Origin of the sequence: Lysobacter sp. CFH 32150 (genome assembly GCF_022758295.1) — a bacterium.
In the GTDB taxonomy this organism is placed as follows: domain Bacteria; phylum Pseudomonadota; class Gammaproteobacteria; order Xanthomonadales; family Xanthomonadaceae; genus CFH-32150.
This window is the reverse complement of sequence record NZ_JALDWJ010000008.1, coordinates 174,598-190,333: the sequence shown is the minus strand read 5'-3', so window position 1 is coordinate 190,333 and position 15,736 is coordinate 174,598. Positions and strand designations below refer to the sequence as shown.

The 15,736-nt window shown below is 66.4% G+C and carries 18 protein-coding genes; 10 read left to right on the top strand and 8 right to left on the bottom strand.

Going from position 1 to position 15,736, the window contains the following annotated elements:
- The first annotated feature begins 2 nt into the window (after nucleotides 1-2).
- The 3 genes from ptsP to MO486_RS12365 all read left to right on the top strand — a co-directional run bounded on the left by ptsP (nucleotide 3) and on the right by MO486_RS12365 (nucleotide 4,138).
- A complete protein-coding gene (ptsP, locus tag MO486_RS12375) occupies nucleotides 3-1,715 on the top strand; it encodes a phosphoenolpyruvate--protein phosphotransferase (RefSeq protein ID WP_242908117.1) in 1,713 nt (570 codons plus the stop codon).
- Nucleotides 1,716-1,937: 222 nt separating this feature from the next.
- Nucleotides 1,938-3,299: a magnesium transporter gene (gene mgtE / locus MO486_RS12370; protein WP_242908115.1), complete on the top strand. Its 1,362-nt coding sequence runs from the start codon at nucleotides 1,938-1,940 to the stop codon at nucleotides 3,297-3,299.
- 29 nt (nucleotides 3,300-3,328) lie between these two features.
- The gene (locus MO486_RS12365) at nucleotides 3,329-4,138 is read left to right on the top strand and encodes a prolyl oligopeptidase family serine peptidase (protein WP_242908113.1); all 810 of its coding nucleotides are present in this window, start codon (nucleotides 3,329-3,331) and stop codon (nucleotides 4,136-4,138) included.
- Nucleotides 4,139-4,172: 34 nt separating this feature from the next.
- Here the strand turns inward: MO486_RS12365 and MO486_RS12360 are convergent, their stop codons facing one another.
- From MO486_RS12360 to MO486_RS12340, 5 genes are all read right to left on the bottom strand, one after another.
- Nucleotides 4,173-5,123, bottom strand: coding sequence for an aspartate carbamoyltransferase catalytic subunit (locus MO486_RS12360; protein WP_242908111.1), 951 nt, complete (start codon nucleotides 5,121-5,123; stop codon nucleotides 4,173-4,175).
- Nucleotides 5,120-5,629 carry a Holliday junction resolvase RuvX gene (gene ruvX, locus MO486_RS12355; RefSeq protein ID WP_242908109.1) on the bottom strand — a complete coding sequence of 170 codons (510 nt, stop codon included), beginning with the start codon at nucleotides 5,627-5,629 and terminating at the stop codon, nucleotides 5,120-5,122. The genes MO486_RS12360 and ruvX overlap by 4 nt, the downstream gene beginning before the upstream one ends.
- Complete coding sequence (locus MO486_RS12350) at nucleotides 5,626-6,192, bottom strand: YqgE/AlgH family protein (RefSeq protein WP_242908106.1); 567 nt, start codon at nucleotides 6,190-6,192, stop codon at nucleotides 5,626-5,628. The genes ruvX and MO486_RS12350 overlap by 4 nt, the downstream gene beginning before the upstream one ends.
- Before the next feature lie 371 nt (nucleotides 6,193-6,563).
- Nucleotides 6,564-7,694 carry a PilT/PilU family type 4a pilus ATPase gene (locus tag MO486_RS12345; RefSeq protein ID WP_242908104.1) on the bottom strand — a complete coding sequence of 377 codons (1,131 nt, stop codon included), beginning with the start codon at nucleotides 7,692-7,694 and terminating at the stop codon, nucleotides 6,564-6,566.
- A gap of 82 nt (nucleotides 7,695-7,776) precedes the next feature.
- Entirely contained in the window at nucleotides 7,777-8,814 is a 1,038-nt protein-coding gene (locus MO486_RS12340) for a type IV pilus twitching motility protein PilT (protein WP_242908102.1), read from the bottom strand.
- A 128-nt stretch (nucleotides 8,815-8,942) separates the two neighbouring features.
- On the opposite strand from MO486_RS12340, the gene MO486_RS12335 reads away from it, so the two are divergent.
- The 3 genes from MO486_RS12335 to MO486_RS12325 are packed head-to-tail and all read left to right on the top strand — an operon-like array spanning nucleotide 8,943 to nucleotide 10,917.
- The gene (locus MO486_RS12335; RefSeq protein WP_242908100.1) at nucleotides 8,943-9,617 is read left to right on the top strand and encodes a YggS family pyridoxal phosphate-dependent enzyme; all 675 of its coding nucleotides are present in this window, start codon (nucleotides 8,943-8,945) and stop codon (nucleotides 9,615-9,617) included.
- Nucleotides 9,614-10,438, top strand: a complete 825-nt coding sequence (gene proC, locus MO486_RS12330; protein WP_242908097.1) for a pyrroline-5-carboxylate reductase — start codon at nucleotides 9,614-9,616, stop codon at nucleotides 10,436-10,438. Before MO486_RS12335 ends, proC begins: the two co-directional genes overlap by 4 nt.
- Before the next feature lie 11 nt (nucleotides 10,439-10,449).
- A complete protein-coding gene (locus tag MO486_RS12325; protein WP_242908094.1) occupies nucleotides 10,450-10,917 on the top strand; it encodes a DUF4426 domain-containing protein in 468 nt (155 codons plus the stop codon).
- Here MO486_RS12325 and MO486_RS12320 read toward each other — a convergent pair.
- Together MO486_RS12320 and pdxH are read right to left on the bottom strand one after the other, a co-directional pair.
- The gene (locus MO486_RS12320; protein WP_242908092.1) at nucleotides 10,892-11,716 is read right to left on the bottom strand and encodes a cobalamin-binding protein; all 825 of its coding nucleotides are present in this window, start codon (nucleotides 11,714-11,716) and stop codon (nucleotides 10,892-10,894) included. The two genes, MO486_RS12325 and MO486_RS12320, sit on opposite strands and share 26 nt — an antisense overlap.
- 34 nt (nucleotides 11,717-11,750) lie before the next feature.
- Nucleotides 11,751-12,353, bottom strand: a complete 603-nt coding sequence (gene pdxH, locus MO486_RS12315) for a pyridoxamine 5'-phosphate oxidase (RefSeq protein ID WP_242908082.1) — start codon at nucleotides 12,351-12,353, stop codon at nucleotides 11,751-11,753.
- A 17-nt stretch (nucleotides 12,354-12,370) separates the two neighbouring features.
- Here pdxH and MO486_RS12310 point away from each other — a divergent pair, with 17 nt between their 5' ends.
- Nucleotides 12,371-13,186, top strand: coding sequence for a kinase (locus tag MO486_RS12310; protein ID WP_242908080.1), 816 nt, complete (start codon nucleotides 12,371-12,373; stop codon nucleotides 13,184-13,186).
- Nucleotides 13,187-13,231: 45 nt separating this feature from the next.
- Here MO486_RS12310 and MO486_RS12305 read toward each other — a convergent pair whose 3' ends face one another.
- Complete coding sequence (locus MO486_RS12305) at nucleotides 13,232-13,435, bottom strand: dodecin family protein (protein WP_242908078.1); 204 nt, start codon at nucleotides 13,433-13,435, stop codon at nucleotides 13,232-13,234.
- A 90-nt stretch (nucleotides 13,436-13,525) separates the two neighbouring features.
- Here MO486_RS12305 and MO486_RS12300 point away from each other — a divergent pair, with 90 nt between their 5' ends.
- From MO486_RS12300 to MO486_RS12290, 3 genes are all read left to right on the top strand, one after another.
- The gene (locus MO486_RS12300; protein WP_242908076.1) at nucleotides 13,526-14,065 is read left to right on the top strand and encodes a shikimate kinase; all 540 of its coding nucleotides are present in this window, start codon (nucleotides 13,526-13,528) and stop codon (nucleotides 14,063-14,065) included.
- On the top strand, nucleotides 14,062-15,156 hold the full coding sequence (gene aroB, locus MO486_RS12295) for a 3-dehydroquinate synthase (RefSeq protein WP_242908074.1): 1,095 nt from the start codon (nucleotides 14,062-14,064) through the stop codon (nucleotides 15,154-15,156). Before MO486_RS12300 ends, aroB begins: the two co-directional genes overlap by 4 nt.
- Nucleotides 15,157-15,448: 292 nt before the next feature.
- Nucleotides 15,449-15,724, top strand: a complete 276-nt coding sequence (locus MO486_RS12290; protein ID WP_242908072.1) for a WGR domain-containing protein — start codon at nucleotides 15,449-15,451, stop codon at nucleotides 15,722-15,724.
- Nucleotides 15,725-15,736 lie beyond the last annotated feature (12 nt).

The window sequence follows — 15,736 nt, the reverse complement described above, 5'->3', positions numbered from 1 at the left end:
GCATGCGCCTCGTACTGCCCGGTCACGGCGCTTCGCGCGGCAGCGCGCTCGGCCGCGCCCGGGTCCGGCTGCCGCATGTCCTCGAGGTCGCTGAAGAACGCATCCCGGCCGACGCGGTCCCTGCCGAGGTGCAGCGACTGCATGCTGCGATCGACATCGTCCGCAGCGAAATGCGCCAGTTGCGCCACCGCCTGCACGGCGCGCTCGCGCAGGAAGTCGGTGAATTCCTCGACCTGCATGCGCTGCTGCTCGACGACCCCGAGCTGCTGCACGGCCTCGACGAGCTGATCCACACCGGCCGCTATAGCGCCGACTACGCCCTGCGCCTGCAACGCGATCGCATCGCCAGCGTCTTCACCGGCATGGACGATGCGTACCTGCGCAGTCGCATCGATGACATCGACCAGGTGATCGGCCGCATCCACGCCGCCCTGCACCGTCGCGCCGCCGACCTGCAGGGTGTTGCCGGCGAAATCCTGGTCACCGACAACGTCGCGCCGGCGGAGCTGGCGCAATTGCAGGCGCAAGGGGTGATGGCGGTCGTCACTGCCGGCGGCAGCGCGCTCTCGCATACCGCGATCCTCGCACGCAGTCTGCACCTGCCGCTGGTGGTCGGCGCGGCGCAGGTGCTGCAGAAGGTCAACGACGGCGACGTGCTGGCCGTCGACGGCACCAGCGGCATGGTGGTGCTGGAACCGGGCGCCGAGGACCTGCGCACGCATCGCTCGCGCATGCGCGAGCAGGTGCGCGAACGCCGCCAGCTCAACCGCCTGCGCCGCGAACCGACGCGCACCATCGACGGCGTCGACATCAAGCTGTACGCGAATGCCGAATCGCGCGCGGACGTGGCGGAAGCGCACGCGCTCGGCGCGGCGGGCGTCGGCCTGTACCGCACCGAGTTCCTGTTCCTGCAGCGCAACGAGTTGCCGGACGAGGAGGAACAGTTCCGCGCGTATCGCGACGTCGTCCTCGGCATGACCGGACGCATGGTGACGATCCGCACGCTCGATCTCGGCGCCGACAAGGCCGATCGCACCGGCCTGGTCATGAGCGACGAGCCCAACCCGGCGCTCGGCGTGCGCGGCGTGCGCCTGTCGCTGGCGCGTGCTGCGCTGTTCGAAACCCAACTGCGCGCCATCGTGCGTGCCTCCGGCTATGGCCCGGTACGCATCCTGGTGCCGATGGTGAGCAGCCGCGAAGAAGTGCTCGCGGTGCGCAAGCTGCTGAAGAAGGTGATCCGCGACCTGCTCAAGCAGGGCCACGAGATCGCCGACACCATCCCGCTCGGCGCGATGATCGAGGTCCCGGCTGCGGCGATCGGCTTGCCGAGCTTCATCGGCGCGGTCGACTTCCTCTCGATCGGCACCAACGACCTGGTGCAATACCTGCTCGCCGCCGACCGCAACAACGACGCCCTGGGCGATCTGTACACACCGCTGCACCCGGCACTGCTGCGCCTGCTGCACAACGTGATCACCATCGCCAACAAACGCCGCAAGCCCGTTGCGGTCTGCGGCGAAATGGCCGGCGATGCCACGTTCGCCCCACTGCTGCTCGCACTGGGCCTCGGCGAATTCAGTCTGCATCCCGCCACCTTGCTGGAACTGCGCCGTGCGATCCGCGGCTGTGACCTCGGCGCCCTGCGCGCGCGCGCGCCCGCGCTGTTGCGTGCACGCGATCGTGCGTCGATCGAGAAGTGGATGCACGCATCCTGAGACCGTAATCCTGAGACCGTAGGAGCGGCTTATAGCCGCGAGCCTTCCGCGAATGACACGTGATACCGAAAGGAGCTCGCGGCTATAAGCCGCTCCTACGGAGGTTTGCAGGCTGGGCATCCTGCGCTGCGCAGGCGATAATGCCCGCATGAACGCCTGACCCCTGTCGCGCCCATCGTGGATGCGACCCGACCATGCTTCTTAGGAAGCTGGGAACTCCGCATGGCCGAAGCCGTCCGCCACGACAAGACCGCGCGCCAGCTGCGTCTGCTCTCAGACGCGCTCGATAGCGGCCGCCTCGGCCCGGTGCGTCGGCTGGTCAACACCCTCTCGCCCGCCGAGATCGGCAACCTGCTCGAATCGCTGCCACCGGGCAAGCGCACCGTGGTCTGGGGCCTGGTCGATGCCGAGGACGACGGCGAAGTACTGGTGCATGTCGGCGACGAAGTGCGCGAAAGCCTACTCGCGGAAATGGACCCGGACGAAATCGTCGCCGCGGTCGAAGACCTCGACATCGACGACCTCGCCGACCTGGTCGAAGACCTGCCCGACACCGTCATCGACGAAGTGCTCAAGTCGATGGATCGCGAGAACCGCGAGCGCCTCGAGCAGGTGCTGTCCTACGACGAGGACACCGCCGGCCGCCTGATGAACCCGGACGTGGTGACGGTGCGCGCCGACACGACCGTCGACGTCGTGCTGCGTTACCTGCGCCTGCGCGGCGAGCTGCCCGACCACACCGACCACCTCTACGTCGTCAGCCGTCGCCACCAGTACCTCGGCCGCATCGCGCTGCAGTCATTGCTGACGCATGAAGCGAATACACCGATCAACCAGCTGATCGACGACGAACAACCGGCGATTGGTGTCGACGAATCGGCGAACGACGTCGCGCGCCAGTTCTCCGACCATGACTGGATTTCGGCGCCGGTCGTCGACGACAACAACATCCTGCTCGGTCGCATCACCATCGATGACGTCGTCGACATCATCCGCGAGCAGGCCGAACACCAGGCGCTGTCCGCCGCGGGCCTCGACGAAGACGACGACATGTTCAGCCCGGTACCGCGCGCGTTCCGCCGCCGGCTGCTGTGGCTGTCGATCAACCTTGGTACCGCATTCCTCGCAGCAAGCGTGGTCGGCCGCTTCGAAGCCTCGATCGAGAAACTCGCGGCACTGGCCGTGCTGATGCCGATCGTCGCCGGCATGGGCGGCAACGCCGGCACCCAGGTGCTGGCGCTGATGGTGCGCGGCCTCGCGCTCGGCCAGGTCGGCGCGTCCAACGTGCGCACGCTGCTGTGGAAGGAAATGCGCGTGGCGCTGATGAACGGACTCAGCCTGGGCCTCGTGCTGGGTCTCGTGGTCTGGCTGTGGTTCGGCGATGGCGTACTGTCGCTGGTGATCGGCTCCGCACTGACCATCAACCTGCTGTTTGCCGCGAGCGCCGGCGTGCTGGTGCCGCTGACGCTCAAGCGGATGGGCTTCGATCCCGCCCTCGCCGGCGGCGTGATCCTGACGACGGTCACCGACACGATGGGGTTCCTCGTCTTCCTCGGGTTGGCGACGCTCATCTTGTTGCAGTGAGCACGGTGGACAGCATCCGGATACCTTCGATGCCGAACGCACGCTTCTGTCATCCATTCGCGAAATTCCTGCTGGCCGTCGCCTGCCTCATGATGCTGTCCTGCCAACACACGCCGATGCGCGGAACCATCGGCGAGTTCGTCGACCGTGAAATCTCGATGGACGGCGCCATCCATCGCTACCAGGTCTTCGTCCCCTCGCAGGCAGCCGCGGGACGACGACCACCCGTGATCCTGTTCCTGCACGGTTCGGGTGAACGCGGCGACGACAACAGGAAACAGACTGCCGTGGGACTGGGTCCCTATCTGAAGAAGCGGATGGCCACGTTCCCGGCGATCGTCGTGTTTCCGCAGTCTCCGGAGAATGCATCGTGGGACGCCGCCACGGCGCGCATGGCATTGGCAACGCTCGACGCCGCGAGCCGCGAATTCAATGGCGACCCGGGTCGCACCTACCTGACCGGGATGTCACGCGGCGGCTATGGCGCCTGGGAGCTGGCATTGATGCAGCCCACGCGATTCGCGGCGCTGGTCCCGGTGTGTGGCGGCATCACTGCACCACGCCCCGCCTCCGACTTGCACGTGATCGCGGTGGAAAGCGACACCGATCCTTTCGATACCGTTGCGCGACGCCTCGCGAAGGTCCCCGTGTGGTTATTCCACGGCGCTCGGGACGACGTGGTCGACCCTCTGCAATCCCGGCGCATGTACGCAGCACTGCAGGCCGCGGACGCGCCCGCCCGCTACACGGAGTTCCCGGACGCCAACCACAATGCCTGGGACCCGGCTTATGCGACGCCGGAATTGTGGGAGTGGCTGTTCGCCCAGCGGCGACGCTGACAGTGCCATCGGGGCCTGCGCGCCGGGCGCAGCATCAGCGGCGCAGCAATGCTTCCAGTACCGCCATGCGCACCGCGACGCCATTGCCGACCTGTTGCAGGATCAGCGACTGCGGGCCATCGGCGACGGCATCATCGATTTCGACGCCACGGTTCATCGGGCCCGGGTGCAGCACCACCGCATCGGGTGCGGCGCGGCGCAGGCGTTCGGTGCCGAGGCCGTAATCGCGGTGGTAGTCGGCCAGCGAAGTGATGAGGCCTTCTTCCATGCGCTCGCGCTGCAGGCGCAGCATCATCACGGCATCGACGCCGGCCAGTGCGGCATCGAAATCCTGCGTGACCGTGCAGCCTGCAAGGGTAGCGTCATCGGGCAACAGCGATTGCGGGCCGCAGACGCGGATTTCGCCGGTGCCGAGCGTACGCAACGCATGCAGGTCGGAACGGGCGACGCGCGAATGCCTGACGTCGCCGACGATCAGCACCTTCAACTTCGAGAAGTCGTCGCCCTTGGCCTGGCGCAGCGTGAGCATGTCGAGCAGGCCCTGAGTCGGGTGCGCGCTGCGACCATCGCCGGCGTTGATCAATGCGGTGTCGGGCTTGGCCGCGGCGGCGAGTGCGGCGACGGCACCATCTTCCTTGTGGCGGACGACAAAGCCCTGCACGCCCATCGCTTCGAGGTTCTTCAATGTGTCGGTCGCGGTCTCGCCCTTGGTGGTGGACGAGGTTGAAGCATCGAAGTTGAGGATGTCGGCACCGAGCCGCTGCGCCGCCAACTGGAAACTCGAACGCGTGCGCGTGGACGGTTCGAAGAACAGCGTGCACACGGTCTGGCCTGCGAGCGTGTCGCGCAGTACGGCGCCACCCAGCGCCGGCTTGCGCAATTGCTCCGCACGCTCCAGCAGCCGCACCAACATGTCGCGCGGCAGGCCTTCGAGGGTGAGGAAGTGACGCAGGCGACCTTCGCCGTCGAGTTGCGCGTCGCTCATGCGTTGGGTTGCTCCCTGCTGTTGATGGCATCGATGTCCATGGCGTCCTGTGGCGCGGCGAGCCAGCGCTCGACGATCACCGCCGCGGCGACCGCGTCCAGCGCGGCGGCGTCGCGGCGCTTCTTGCGGCCTTCGGCCCGATCGCTGGCGAAACGCTGTGCCGCTTCGATCGAGCTGGCGCGTTCGTCGACCAGCACGACGGGAAGTTTGTAACGCGAGTGCAGTTCGCGTGCGAAGGCATGCGCGGTCTTGCGGGCCGGTTGGTCGCCGCCGTCGAGGGTCATGGGATCTCCGACCACCAACCCGTCCGGGCGCCATTCGGCACGCAGGCGGTCGATCGCGGTCCAATCGGGACCCTGCGCGTGGACGTCGATCACTGCCAGTGCGCGCGCGCCATGACCGAAGGCACTGCCGACCGCGACGCCGATGCGACGCGCGCCGACATCGAAGCCGAGCACGGTGCCATCGCGCTTGATCAGGGCATGCTTGGTCGGAGCAGGATTCATGCGTGGCCGCTGTAGTCGGTCATGTTCACCAGGTCGACGCCGATCTTGCCGGCCGCTGCCTGCCAGCGCGCGTCCAAGGGCAGCGTGAACAGCAGGTCCGCATCGGCCGGCACGGTCAGCCAGCTGTCTTCGGTCAGTTCCTGTTCGAGCTGCCCTGCGCCCCAACCGGCACAACCGAGCGCGATGACCGCGTGCAACGGCCCCTCGCCGCGGGCCATCGCTTCGAGGATGTCGCGCGACGTGGTCAGGTACAGGTTGTCGGCGACCGCGAGCGTGGAATCCCAGCCGCGGTCGCCGTCATGCAGGACGAAGCCGCGCTCCGGATGCACCGGGCCACCGGCGAGCACGATTTGAGAACGCAGTTTCTCGTCGTCGCTGGCGATCCCCATCTGCTGCAGTACGTCGCCCAGGGTGTACTCGGAGGCGCGATTGACCACGACGCCCATGGCACCTTCGTCATCGTGCTGGCAGATCAACGCCACGCTGCGGGCGAAGTGCGGGTCGACCAATGCCGGCAGCGCGATCAGCAGCCGGCTGGCGAGCGGAGTGGCGGAGTCCTGCATGGCGCCATTCTAGGGCCTGTTAACGCTCTCCGAACAGGTCGCGCCGGCCTGAGGGCGTGCGAGGCAAGGAAGAACGAGGGCGCGTATGTCGATACGCAACCGAACGATGACGCGGCATCGCGCGTCCTCAGGCCCGGCCCTTCGGGTTGCTCCTCAGTGGCCACCATGCGGCGCCGCGCGCCATGACCTTGCAGGCAGCAAGACGCTGCGTCGCGCAACACCACCCTGCTTTCGCAGGGGCAGGCTCTGGCGGCCACGGAAGAGCAACGCGGCCTGTTCGGAGAGCGTTAACAGGCCCACCGCCCGGGACGTCGTGCAGAAATGACGAAGGGGCGTCGAACGCCCCTTCGCGAACAGCTAGAGCTGGAAAGTCAGCGCGCTTCCGCGACCTCGACCCCGTCCAGCCCCTGCGCCAGCGTGCGAGCGTCGCCGCCCTGCGCCAGCTTGATGCGCAGGCGCACTTCATTGGCGGAGTCGGCGTAGCGCAGCGCGTCCTCGTAGGAGATTTCACCCGCCTGGTACAGCTCGAACAGGCTCTGGTCGAAAGTCTTCATGCCGAGGTTGGTGGATTCCTTCATCACTTCCTTGATCTTGTGGATCTCGCCGTCGCGGATGTAGTCCTGGATCAGCGGGGTGCCGAGCAGGATTTCCATGGCGACGCGACGGCTCTTGCCGTCCGGGGTCGGGATCAGCTGCTGCGCGACCACGCCCTTGAGGTTCAGCGACAAGTCCATCAGCAGCTGGCCACGACGGTCTTCCGGGAAGAAGTTGATGACGCGGTCCATCGCCTGGTTGGCGTTGTTGGCGTGCAGGGTGCACAGCACCAGGTGGCCGGTTTCGGCGAAGGCGATGGCGTGGTCCATGCCTTCGCGGGTACGCACTTCGCCGATCATGATCACGTCCGGCGCCTGGCGCAGGGTGTTCTTCAGCGCGTTTTCCCAGTTGTCGGTATCGATGCCGACTTCACGCTGGGTGATGATGCAGCCTTCGTGCTTGTGCACGAATTCGATCGGGTCTTCGATGGTGATGATGTGGCCGGTCGAATTCTGGTTGCGGTAGCCGATCATCGCCGCCAGCGAGGTCGACTTACCGGTACCGGTCGCGCCGACGAAAATGATGATCCCGCGCTTGGTCATCGCCAGCGTCTTGATGATCGGCGGCAGGTTCAGCTCTTCGACCGTCGGGATCTTGGTCTCGATCCGGCGCAGCACCATGCCGACCTGGTTGCGCTGGTAGAAGCACGACACGCGGAAGCGGCCGACGCCGGACACGCCAATGGCGAAGTTGCACTCGTGGGTCTTTTCGAACTCTTCGCGCTGCTGCGGCGTCATCACGTTGAGGACGAGGTCGCGGCTCTGTTGCGGCGTGAGCGGGTTCTGCGTGATCGGCGAGATCTTGCCGTGGACCTTCATCGACGGCGGCATGCCGGCGGTGATGAACAAGTCCGACGCCTTCTGATGCGCCATCAGCTTGAGGAAGGAGGTGAAGTCGATGCTGCTCATGGCGTTGCTCCGGGAATGCGTGAACCGGAATTCATGACATTGTCATGCCGAACGCAGTGGTGTCGGGATGACTGGAAGTGGATCATTCGAACAAACGCTTGTCCTTGGCGTAGTCCCTGGCGTGCTGGCGCGTGACCATGCCGCGCTTCACCAGGTCCTGCAGGTGCTGGTCGAGGGTCATCATGCCGGCGTTCTGGCCGGTCTGGATGGCCGAATACATCTGCGCGACCTTGTCCTCGCGGATCAGGTTACGGATCGCCGGGATGCCGACCATGATTTCCCACGCTGCCGTACGACCGCCGCCGACCTTCTTCAACAAGGCCTGCGAGATCACCGCGCGCAACGATTCCGACAGCATCGAACGCACCATCGGCTTCTCGCCGGCGGGGAACACGTCGATGATGCGGTCGATGGTCTTGGCCGCCGAGCTGGTGTGCAGGGTGGCAAACACCAGGTGGCCCGTTTCCGCGGCGGTCAGCGCCAGGCGGATCGTCTCGAGGTCGCGCATTTCGCCGACCAGGATGTAGTCGGGGTCTTCACGCAGCGCCGAGCGCAGCGCCTCGTTGAAGCCATGGGTGTCACGGTGCACTTCGCGCTGGTTGATCAGGCACTTCTGCGAGGTGTGCACGAATTCGATCGGATCTTCGACCGAGAGGATGTGGCCGTATTCGGTCTTGTTGACGTGGTCGACCATCGCCGCGAGCGTGGTGGACTTGCCGGAACCGGTCGGGCCGGTGACCAGGATCAGGCCCTGCGGCTGCTCGATCAGTTCCTTGAAGATGCGCGGGCAGCCGAGGTCTTCCAGCGTCCACACTTCCGAGGGCACGGTACGGAACACCGCGCCGGCGCCACGGTTCTGGTTGAACGCGTTGACGCGGAAGCGGGCCAGGCCCGGAATCTCGAAGGAGAAGTCGACCTCGAGGAATTCCTCGTAGTCGCGCCGCTGCTTGTCCGACATGATGTCGTAGACCAGCGCATGCACCTGTTTGTGGTCGAGTGCCGGGATATTGATCCGCCGGACGTCGCCGTCGACCCGGATCATCGGCGGCAAGCCTGCCGACAGATGCAAGTCCGAGGCCTTGTTCTTGACCGAAAACGCCAGTAGTTCGGCGATATCCATCGCGTGCTCCCCTGCACTGCAAACTGAATTCAAACTGGAACGATAGGCACTCCGCGGGCAGTATGGACGCCCCGCTCCGGGTGTCAACCGCAATGTCAGACAGATGCGACGACGTGCTCACACACGCCATGCATGAGGTCCTTCAACGACTTGATAACGTGGCAAAGCGCGTCGGGCGGCCACGTCCGCGGCTGCTTGCGGTCAGCAAAACCCAGCCCGCTGCGGCCATCGCGGAATTGGCCGCACTCGGGCAGCGTGCGTTCGGCGAAAACTACGTCCAGGAAGCTGCAGGCAAGCAAGCGCTGCTGGCACAGCCGGGCCTGGAATGGCATCTGATCGGCCACCTGCAATCGAACAAGGCCCGCGAAGCCGCCACCCTGTTCGACTGGGTACAGACCGTCGACCGGGGCAAGCTGGTCACCGCCCTGGCCCGGTACCGTCCGGCCGGTTCGCCCCCGCTGAATGTGCTCATCCAGGTCAACATCGACGACGAAGCCAGCAAGCACGGCTGCCAGCCCGAGGATGTGCCGGCACTGGCCGCTGCGATCGCTGCCGAACCGCGACTGGTGCTGCGGGGGCTGATGGCGATTCCCGCGCCGCTGCCGGATCCCGAACGACGCCGTGACGCCTTCCACCGGATGAAGACACTCTTCGACACCCTCGCTGCGCAGCACCCGCAAGCCGACACTTTGTCGATGGGCATGAGCGACGACTACGAACTCGCCATTGCCGAAGGTGCGACGATGGTGCGGGTCGGCACGGCGCTGTTCGGCGCAAGGCCACGCAAACCGGAGACCACATGAGCAAGACGGACACCATTGCCTTCATCGGTGGCGGCAACATGGCGCGCAGCCTGATCGGCGGATTGATCGCGGCCGGTTGTCCCGCGGAGAACATCCGCGTCGCCGAACCGGTTGCAGAATTGCGCGCGGCATTGGAGCGCGACTTCAGCATCCACACTTTCGCTGAGAGCACCGAGGCCGTCGCCGGCGCCAGTGCGTGGGTCCTGGCGGTGAAGCCGCAGGTCCTGCACGCGGTATGCGAGACGCTGGCTGGATCCGCACAGTCGAACCTACCACTAGTCGTGTCGATCGCCGCCGGCATCACTTCGGCGCAACTCGATCGTTGGCTCGGCGGCAACGTCCCCGTGGTGCGGACGATGCCAAACACGCCCGCCCTGCTCGGCGCCGGCGTGACTGGGCTGTTCGCCAACACGCGTGTCGATTCCGCCGGTCGCGAACGTGCCGAAGCGCTGCTGTCGTCCGCCGGCAAGACCGTGTGGATTGCCGACGAAGCACAGATGGACGCGGTGACCGCGCTATCCGGTAGCGGCCCGGCTTACGTATTCCTGCTGGCCGAAGCGATGCAGGCCGCCGGCGAGGCCGAAGGGCTGCCCGCCGCCGCTGCGCGCACGCTGGCCTTGCAGACCGTCCTCGGCGCTGCACGCATGCTCACCGAAGGCGACGAACAGCCAGTCGAATTGCGCCGGCGCGTCACTTCACCCGGCGGCACTACCCAGGCCGCGATCGAAACCTTCGAAGCCGGCGGTTTCCGTGAACTGGTCGCGCGCGCGATCCACGCCGCAACCGAGCGCGGCAAGCAACTTTCCGCCGCCAACGACTGATGGAAATTCCCATGCGCCGTCTCCTGCTCGCACCCATGCTTGCCGTCGCCGCCTGCAGTGGCGCACAGACGCCACCAGCCGCTGCGCCCCCCGCAGCGACTGCAAACGAGACCGTCAGCCGCATCGGCGATGTCACCATCCGCGCCAGCGTGGTGCAGACATCAACGCTGAATGAAGCCGTCGCCCGCGGATACGGCATCGTTCGCGACGAAGGGACCGTGTTGCTGCTGGTCGCGGTACGCCAGGGTCCGGAAGCCAACGAATCCGCACTACCGGCGCAGATCATGGCAACCGCGACCGATCTGCGCGGCGGCAAACACGACATCCCGATGCGCGAGTTGCGCAGCGGCGACCTGCTCGACTACGTCGGCACCGTGGCCGTGTCGCTGCCAGACACGCTGCGTTTCGACCTCACCATCGTCCGCGAAGGCGGTGCGAGTTCGACGATGCAGTTCAGTCGCGAGTTTTTCCCGCGCTGATCCCTGCATGTGCGCGCGACCATCGCTGGATGATCGCTGCGATCTCGCGCACGCCCTCCGTCAGCGCTGCGGGACCAGGTTGCAGGATGATTGGCGACTTGATCTCGTGCAGCTCGCCGTCACGCACCGCCGGGATCGCATCCCACCCAGGACGCCCCGCGACTTTTCCCGACTGGAATTTCTTACCGCACCATGAGCCCAGGATGATGTCCGGTGCACGACGGATCACTTCGCCGGGATCTTCGAGGATGCGCTGCTTCGCCAGCGATTCGGCGGCACGTTCCGGGAAGATGTCATCGCCTCCGGCGATCCGGATGAGTTCGGCCACCCATTGGATGCCGCTGATCAACGGTTCGTCCCATTCTTCGAAATACACTTTCGGCCGCCGCGGCAGTTGCGCCACTTCGGCGGCGATCGCCTCGAGGCCACGCTGCAACTCGTCCGCATAGGCGTTGGCTTTGTCGCTGGCGCCCACCAGCGCGCCGAGGCGGCGGATGTAATCGAGGATGCCGGCGACGCTGCGATGGTTGCTGATCCAGACCTCAACACCGCGCTTGATCAACTCGCTGGCAATCTCCGCCTGGATGTCGGAGAAGCCGATGACGAAGTCCGGCTCGAGCTTCAGAATTTCGCCGATCTTGGCGCTGGTGAACGCGCTGACCTTGGGTTTCTCCTTGCGCGCGGTCGCCGGTCGTACGGTGAAGCCGCTGATGCCGACGATGCGGTCTTGCTCGCCGAGCGCGTAAAGCGTCTCGGTGGGTTCTTCGGTGAGGCAGACGATGCGGCGTGGGCCTGTCATGCCGACACCCCGCTTCCACAGGAAGAATGCCTGCTCATGGATACAGCATCCGCTTCGACCACGCATCGTCCGCATCGCGCTCGTACAACCAGCGCTCATGCAGCCGGTATTCCGCGCCGTACCAGAACTCGATCATGTCGGCGACGACGCGGAAGCCACTCCAGCGCGGCGGACGCGGTACGTCCCTGCCGTCGAATTCCTGCGTGAATTGCTCGAGGCGGCGTTCGAACGTCTCGCGCGACTCCAGTGTTTCCGACTGCAGCGACGCCCAGGCGCCGAGCTGGCTGACGCGCGGACGCGAAGCGAAGTAGGCATCGGCTTCAGCATCGCCGACGATCTCGACGGCACCTTCGATTCGCACTTGTACGCCTTGGCGCACACGCGGCCAGTGGAACAGCAGCGCGGCCTGCGGATTGGCCTGCAGCTCGCGGCCCTTGCGGCCGTCCAGGTGCGTGTAGAACACGAAGCCGCGCGCGTCGAAGGCTTTCAGCAGCACCGTGCGTGCCGACGGACGGGCGTCGGGCGTGGCCGTGGCGATGGTCATCGCGGTACGGTCCGGTTCGCCAGCGGCGAGCGCCTCGTCGAACAATTGCGCGAAGGTGGCGAGGGCTTCGCCCGGCAGGTCGGTGGTATGCATTCGGGTATTGTCGCCCGATGACCGCCACCCCGCATCCGCAGGCGAATCCGGGCTATCCCCCAAGCTTCGTCGCGGCCGTGCTCGATGATGCGCTCGCCCGCGATTGCCGCGTGCTCGGCATCGCCGGGCTGCAGGGCACGGGCAAGTCGACGCTGTCGGCGCAGGTCGCTGCGTTGGCGCTCACCCGCGGCCTGCGGGTGGCGGTGCTCTCGATCGACGATGTCTACCTCGACCGCCCCGAGCGGCTGCAGCTGGGCCGCGACGTGCACCCGCTGCTCGCCACGCGCGGCCCGCCGGGGACGCACGAGGTCGCGCTGGCCTGCGAGGTGCTCGATGCCCTGCGCGAAGGTCGCACGACACGCTTGCCGTGCTTCGACAAGGTCGCCGATCGCCGCCTGCCGCCGTCGCGCTGGCCGACGATGCACGATGTCGACCTGGCGATCTTCGAAGGCTGGTTCCTGAAAGTGCCGGCGCAGCAGCCATCCGAGCTGGTCGCACCGCTCAATGCGCTGGAGCGCGACGAAGATGCCGATGGCACCTGGCGTCGTTATTGCAATGCCGCACTCGGAAGGGACTATTCGCTGTTGTGGCAACGGCTCGACCGCGTCCTGTTCCTGCAGGGGCCGGGCTTCGAGATCGTGCCCGCATGGCGCTGGCAGCAGGAACAGACGCTGCAGGCGGCGAATCCCGATTGCACGGCGATGACGCAAGCGCAGGTCAAACGCTTCGTGCAGTTCTTCGAGCGCGTCAGCCGGCAGGCGCTGCGTACGTTGCCCGTGATTGCGGACCGCACGATCCTGCTGGATGCGGATCGCGTTCCGATCGGCTTCTGAAATGCGAACGGCAGGGGAACCCTGCCGTCTGGCGCCACCTGCGCCTTACTGCACCAGGAACGTGATCTTCAGGTTGACCCGCCATTCGGTGACCTTGCCCTTGGCATCGGTCACTACCTTGATCTCGTTGACCCACGCGCCCTGGATCTCCTTGACCGATTCCGCGCATTTCTTCAGGCCGGCCTTGACCGCATCCTCCATGCTGGTCTTGGACGCGGCATTGATTTCGATGATCTTCGCTACCGACATCGGAGTCTCTCCTTGGGCGCCGGCCGCGGATGCCGCCGGGAAACAGCAGACTAGGCCGGCATTCGTTAAGGCCGCGGCTACAATCACCGTATGAATCCCGCTCCCAACCTCGTCCTGGTCGGTCCGATGGGCGCCGGCAAGACCTCGATCGGCAAGCGCCTGGCCGAGCGCTTCGGTTTGGCTTTCGCCGACGCGGATCGTGAGATCGAAGCGCACACCGGCACGACCGTCGCGACGATCTTCGAGTGCGAAGGCGAAGCCGGCTTCCGTGCCCGCGAACGCGCGACGCTGGCCGAATTGCTGGCGGGCCACGGCCAACTGGTCGCCACCGGCGGTGGCGCGGTCCTCGACGCCGACAACCGCCGGCTGCTCCGCACGCGCGGCTACGTCGTGTACCTGCATGTCGATGTCGCCGGCCAGTTACGTCGACTTGAACGCGACCACACCCGCCCGCTGTTGCAACGCGACGATCGCGAGGACGTGTTGCGCCAGATGGCGGCAGCGCGCGAGCCGCTGTACGCCGAAGTCGCCGACCTGTGCTTCGACACCATCGACATGGACCCCGTCGATGCGGCAGCGCGACTGGCGAGCCTGCTCGACGAACGCTGGCAACGTGGAGCAGCTGCATGAACGCCGCAATCCGCACGGTTGAAGTCGGCGGCGCGCAGCCGTATCGCATCGCGATCGGTCCCGGCCTGCTCGACGACGGCGCAATGCTTGCAGCGCATGTGCGTGGCCGGCATGTATTGGTGGTCAGCGACACCCACGTCGCACCGCTGTACGCGCAACGCGTCGCTGTAGCCCTGCAGGAGCAATCGACGCAGGCGCAGGTGATGGTGACCTGCCTCGCCGCCGGCGAAGCGTCGAAGACGCTGGACAGCTTCGCCGAGCTGATGCGCGAACTCGCCGACTTCGGCGCCACCCGCGACGCCTGCGTGTTCGCCCTCGGCGGCGGCGTGATCGGCGACCTCGCCGGTTTCGCCGCGGCGTGCTGGATGCGCGGCATCGACGTCGTGCAGTTGCCGACCACGCTGCTGGCGATGGTCGATTCCTCGGTTGGCGGCAAGACTGCGGTCGACCTGGCGCAAGGGAAGAATCTCGTCGGCGCGTTCCACCCACCACGCGCCGTCTTCGCCGATACGTCGACGCTGCGCACATTGCCGGAACGTGAACTGCGTGCCGGCCTCGCCGAAGTGGTGAAGTACGGCGCGATCCGAGACGTGGATTTCCTTGACTGGCTCGACGTCCATGTCGATGCGTTGCTTGCGAAGGACGACGCGGCGCTGGCTGAAGCCATCGCACGCAGCTGCGCGCACAAGGCTGCGATCGTCGAGCGCGATCCGTTCGAGCACGGCGAACGCGCGCTGTTGAACTTCGGCCACACTTTCGGCCACGCAATCGAGACCGAACAGGGGTACGGCGGCCTCAACCACGGTGAAGCAGTCGCGATCGGCATGGTGCTGGCCGCGCGCCTGTCGACGGCGCTGGGCCTGGCGACCGCGGACGATGCCGATCGCCTGCGAGCCCTGCTCGCCCGCTTCGGCCTGCCGACCGCATTGCCGACCGGCCTCGACGCCGACGCCCTGCTCGCACGCATGCGCCTGGACAAGAAGGCCGCCGCCAGCGGCCTGCGCTTCGTGCTGTGGGACGGCGCGGGTGCAGCGCGGGTCGTGTCCGGCGTGCCTGACGCGGCGGTGCTGGACGTGCTGCGCGCAGGCTGAAGGGCCGTCCCCAGGGCCTGTTAACGCTATCCACGCAGGTCGCGTTGCTCCTCAGTGGCCGCCAGGTGGTGTTGCGCGGCGCAGCGCCTTGCTGATTGCAAGGTCAAGGCGCGCGGCGCCGCATGGTGGCCACTGAGGAGCAACCCGGAGGGCCGGGCCTGAGGACGCGCGATGCCGCGTCATCGCTCAGTTACGTATCGACATACGCGCCCTCGCTCTTCCTTGCTTCGCACGTCCTCAGGCCTGGCGCGACCTGCGTGGATAGCGTTAACAGGCCCTACAATTGCAGGCCATGCGCCTGCTCCTGCAACAACGTCCCGACGGCCGCGAGGCCCCGCGCTTCGTGCAATTGATGCTCGAACCCGACCTGCTGGGCGGGTGGACGCTGGTGCGAGAGACCGGGCAGATCGGCGGACGGAGCACGGTCCGCCGCGAGCAATACCTCGACCAGGCCAGCGCCACCGCGGCCTTCGAGCACGCGCGTGACCTGCAACTCAAGAAAGGCTTCCAGCTGATGTTCGTCCAGGGCGCCGAAGCGCCCCGGAACACGACTTCGCCGAAACCGTAATTCCTACTCACT

Coding starts and splice junctions, on each gene's coding strand:
- ptsP (WP_242908117.1), top strand. CDS start 3: ATGCGCCTCGTACTGCCCGGTCACGGCGCTTCGCGCGGCAGCGCGCTC.
- mgtE (WP_242908115.1), top strand. CDS start 1,938: ATGGCCGAAGCCGTCCGCCACGACAAGACCGCGCGCCAGCTGCGTCTG.
- MO486_RS12365 (WP_242908113.1), top strand. CDS start 3,329: ATGCCGAACGCACGCTTCTGTCATCCATTCGCGAAATTCCTGCTGGCC.
- MO486_RS12360 (WP_242908111.1), bottom strand. CDS start 5,123: ATGAGCGACGCGCAACTCGACGGCGAAGGTCGCCTGCGTCACTTCCTC.
- ruvX (WP_242908109.1), bottom strand. CDS start 5,629: ATGAATCCTGCTCCGACCAAGCATGCCCTGATCAAGCGCGATGGCACC.
- MO486_RS12350 (WP_242908106.1), bottom strand. CDS start 6,192: ATGCAGGACTCCGCCACTCCGCTCGCCAGCCGGCTGCTGATCGCGCTG.
- MO486_RS12345 (WP_242908104.1), bottom strand. CDS start 7,694: ATGAGCAGCATCGACTTCACCTCCTTCCTCAAGCTGATGGCGCATCAG.
- MO486_RS12340 (WP_242908102.1), bottom strand. CDS start 8,814: ATGGATATCGCCGAACTACTGGCGTTTTCGGTCAAGAACAAGGCCTCG.
- MO486_RS12335 (WP_242908100.1), top strand. CDS start 8,943: ATGCATGAGGTCCTTCAACGACTTGATAACGTGGCAAAGCGCGTCGGG.
- proC (WP_242908097.1), top strand. CDS start 9,614: ATGAGCAAGACGGACACCATTGCCTTCATCGGTGGCGGCAACATGGCG.
- MO486_RS12325 (WP_242908094.1), top strand. CDS start 10,450: ATGCGCCGTCTCCTGCTCGCACCCATGCTTGCCGTCGCCGCCTGCAGT.
- MO486_RS12320 (WP_242908092.1), bottom strand. CDS start 11,716: ATGACAGGCCCACGCCGCATCGTCTGCCTCACCGAAGAACCCACCGAG.
- pdxH (WP_242908082.1), bottom strand. CDS start 12,353: ATGCATACCACCGACCTGCCGGGCGAAGCCCTCGCCACCTTCGCGCAA.
- MO486_RS12310 (WP_242908080.1), top strand. CDS start 12,371: ATGACCGCCACCCCGCATCCGCAGGCGAATCCGGGCTATCCCCCAAGC.
- MO486_RS12305 (WP_242908078.1), bottom strand. CDS start 13,435: ATGTCGGTAGCGAAGATCATCGAAATCAATGCCGCGTCCAAGACCAGC.
- MO486_RS12300 (WP_242908076.1), top strand. CDS start 13,526: ATGAATCCCGCTCCCAACCTCGTCCTGGTCGGTCCGATGGGCGCCGGC.
- aroB (WP_242908074.1), top strand. CDS start 14,062: ATGAACGCCGCAATCCGCACGGTTGAAGTCGGCGGCGCGCAGCCGTAT.
- MO486_RS12290 (WP_242908072.1), top strand. CDS start 15,449: ATGCGCCTGCTCCTGCAACAACGTCCCGACGGCCGCGAGGCCCCGCGC.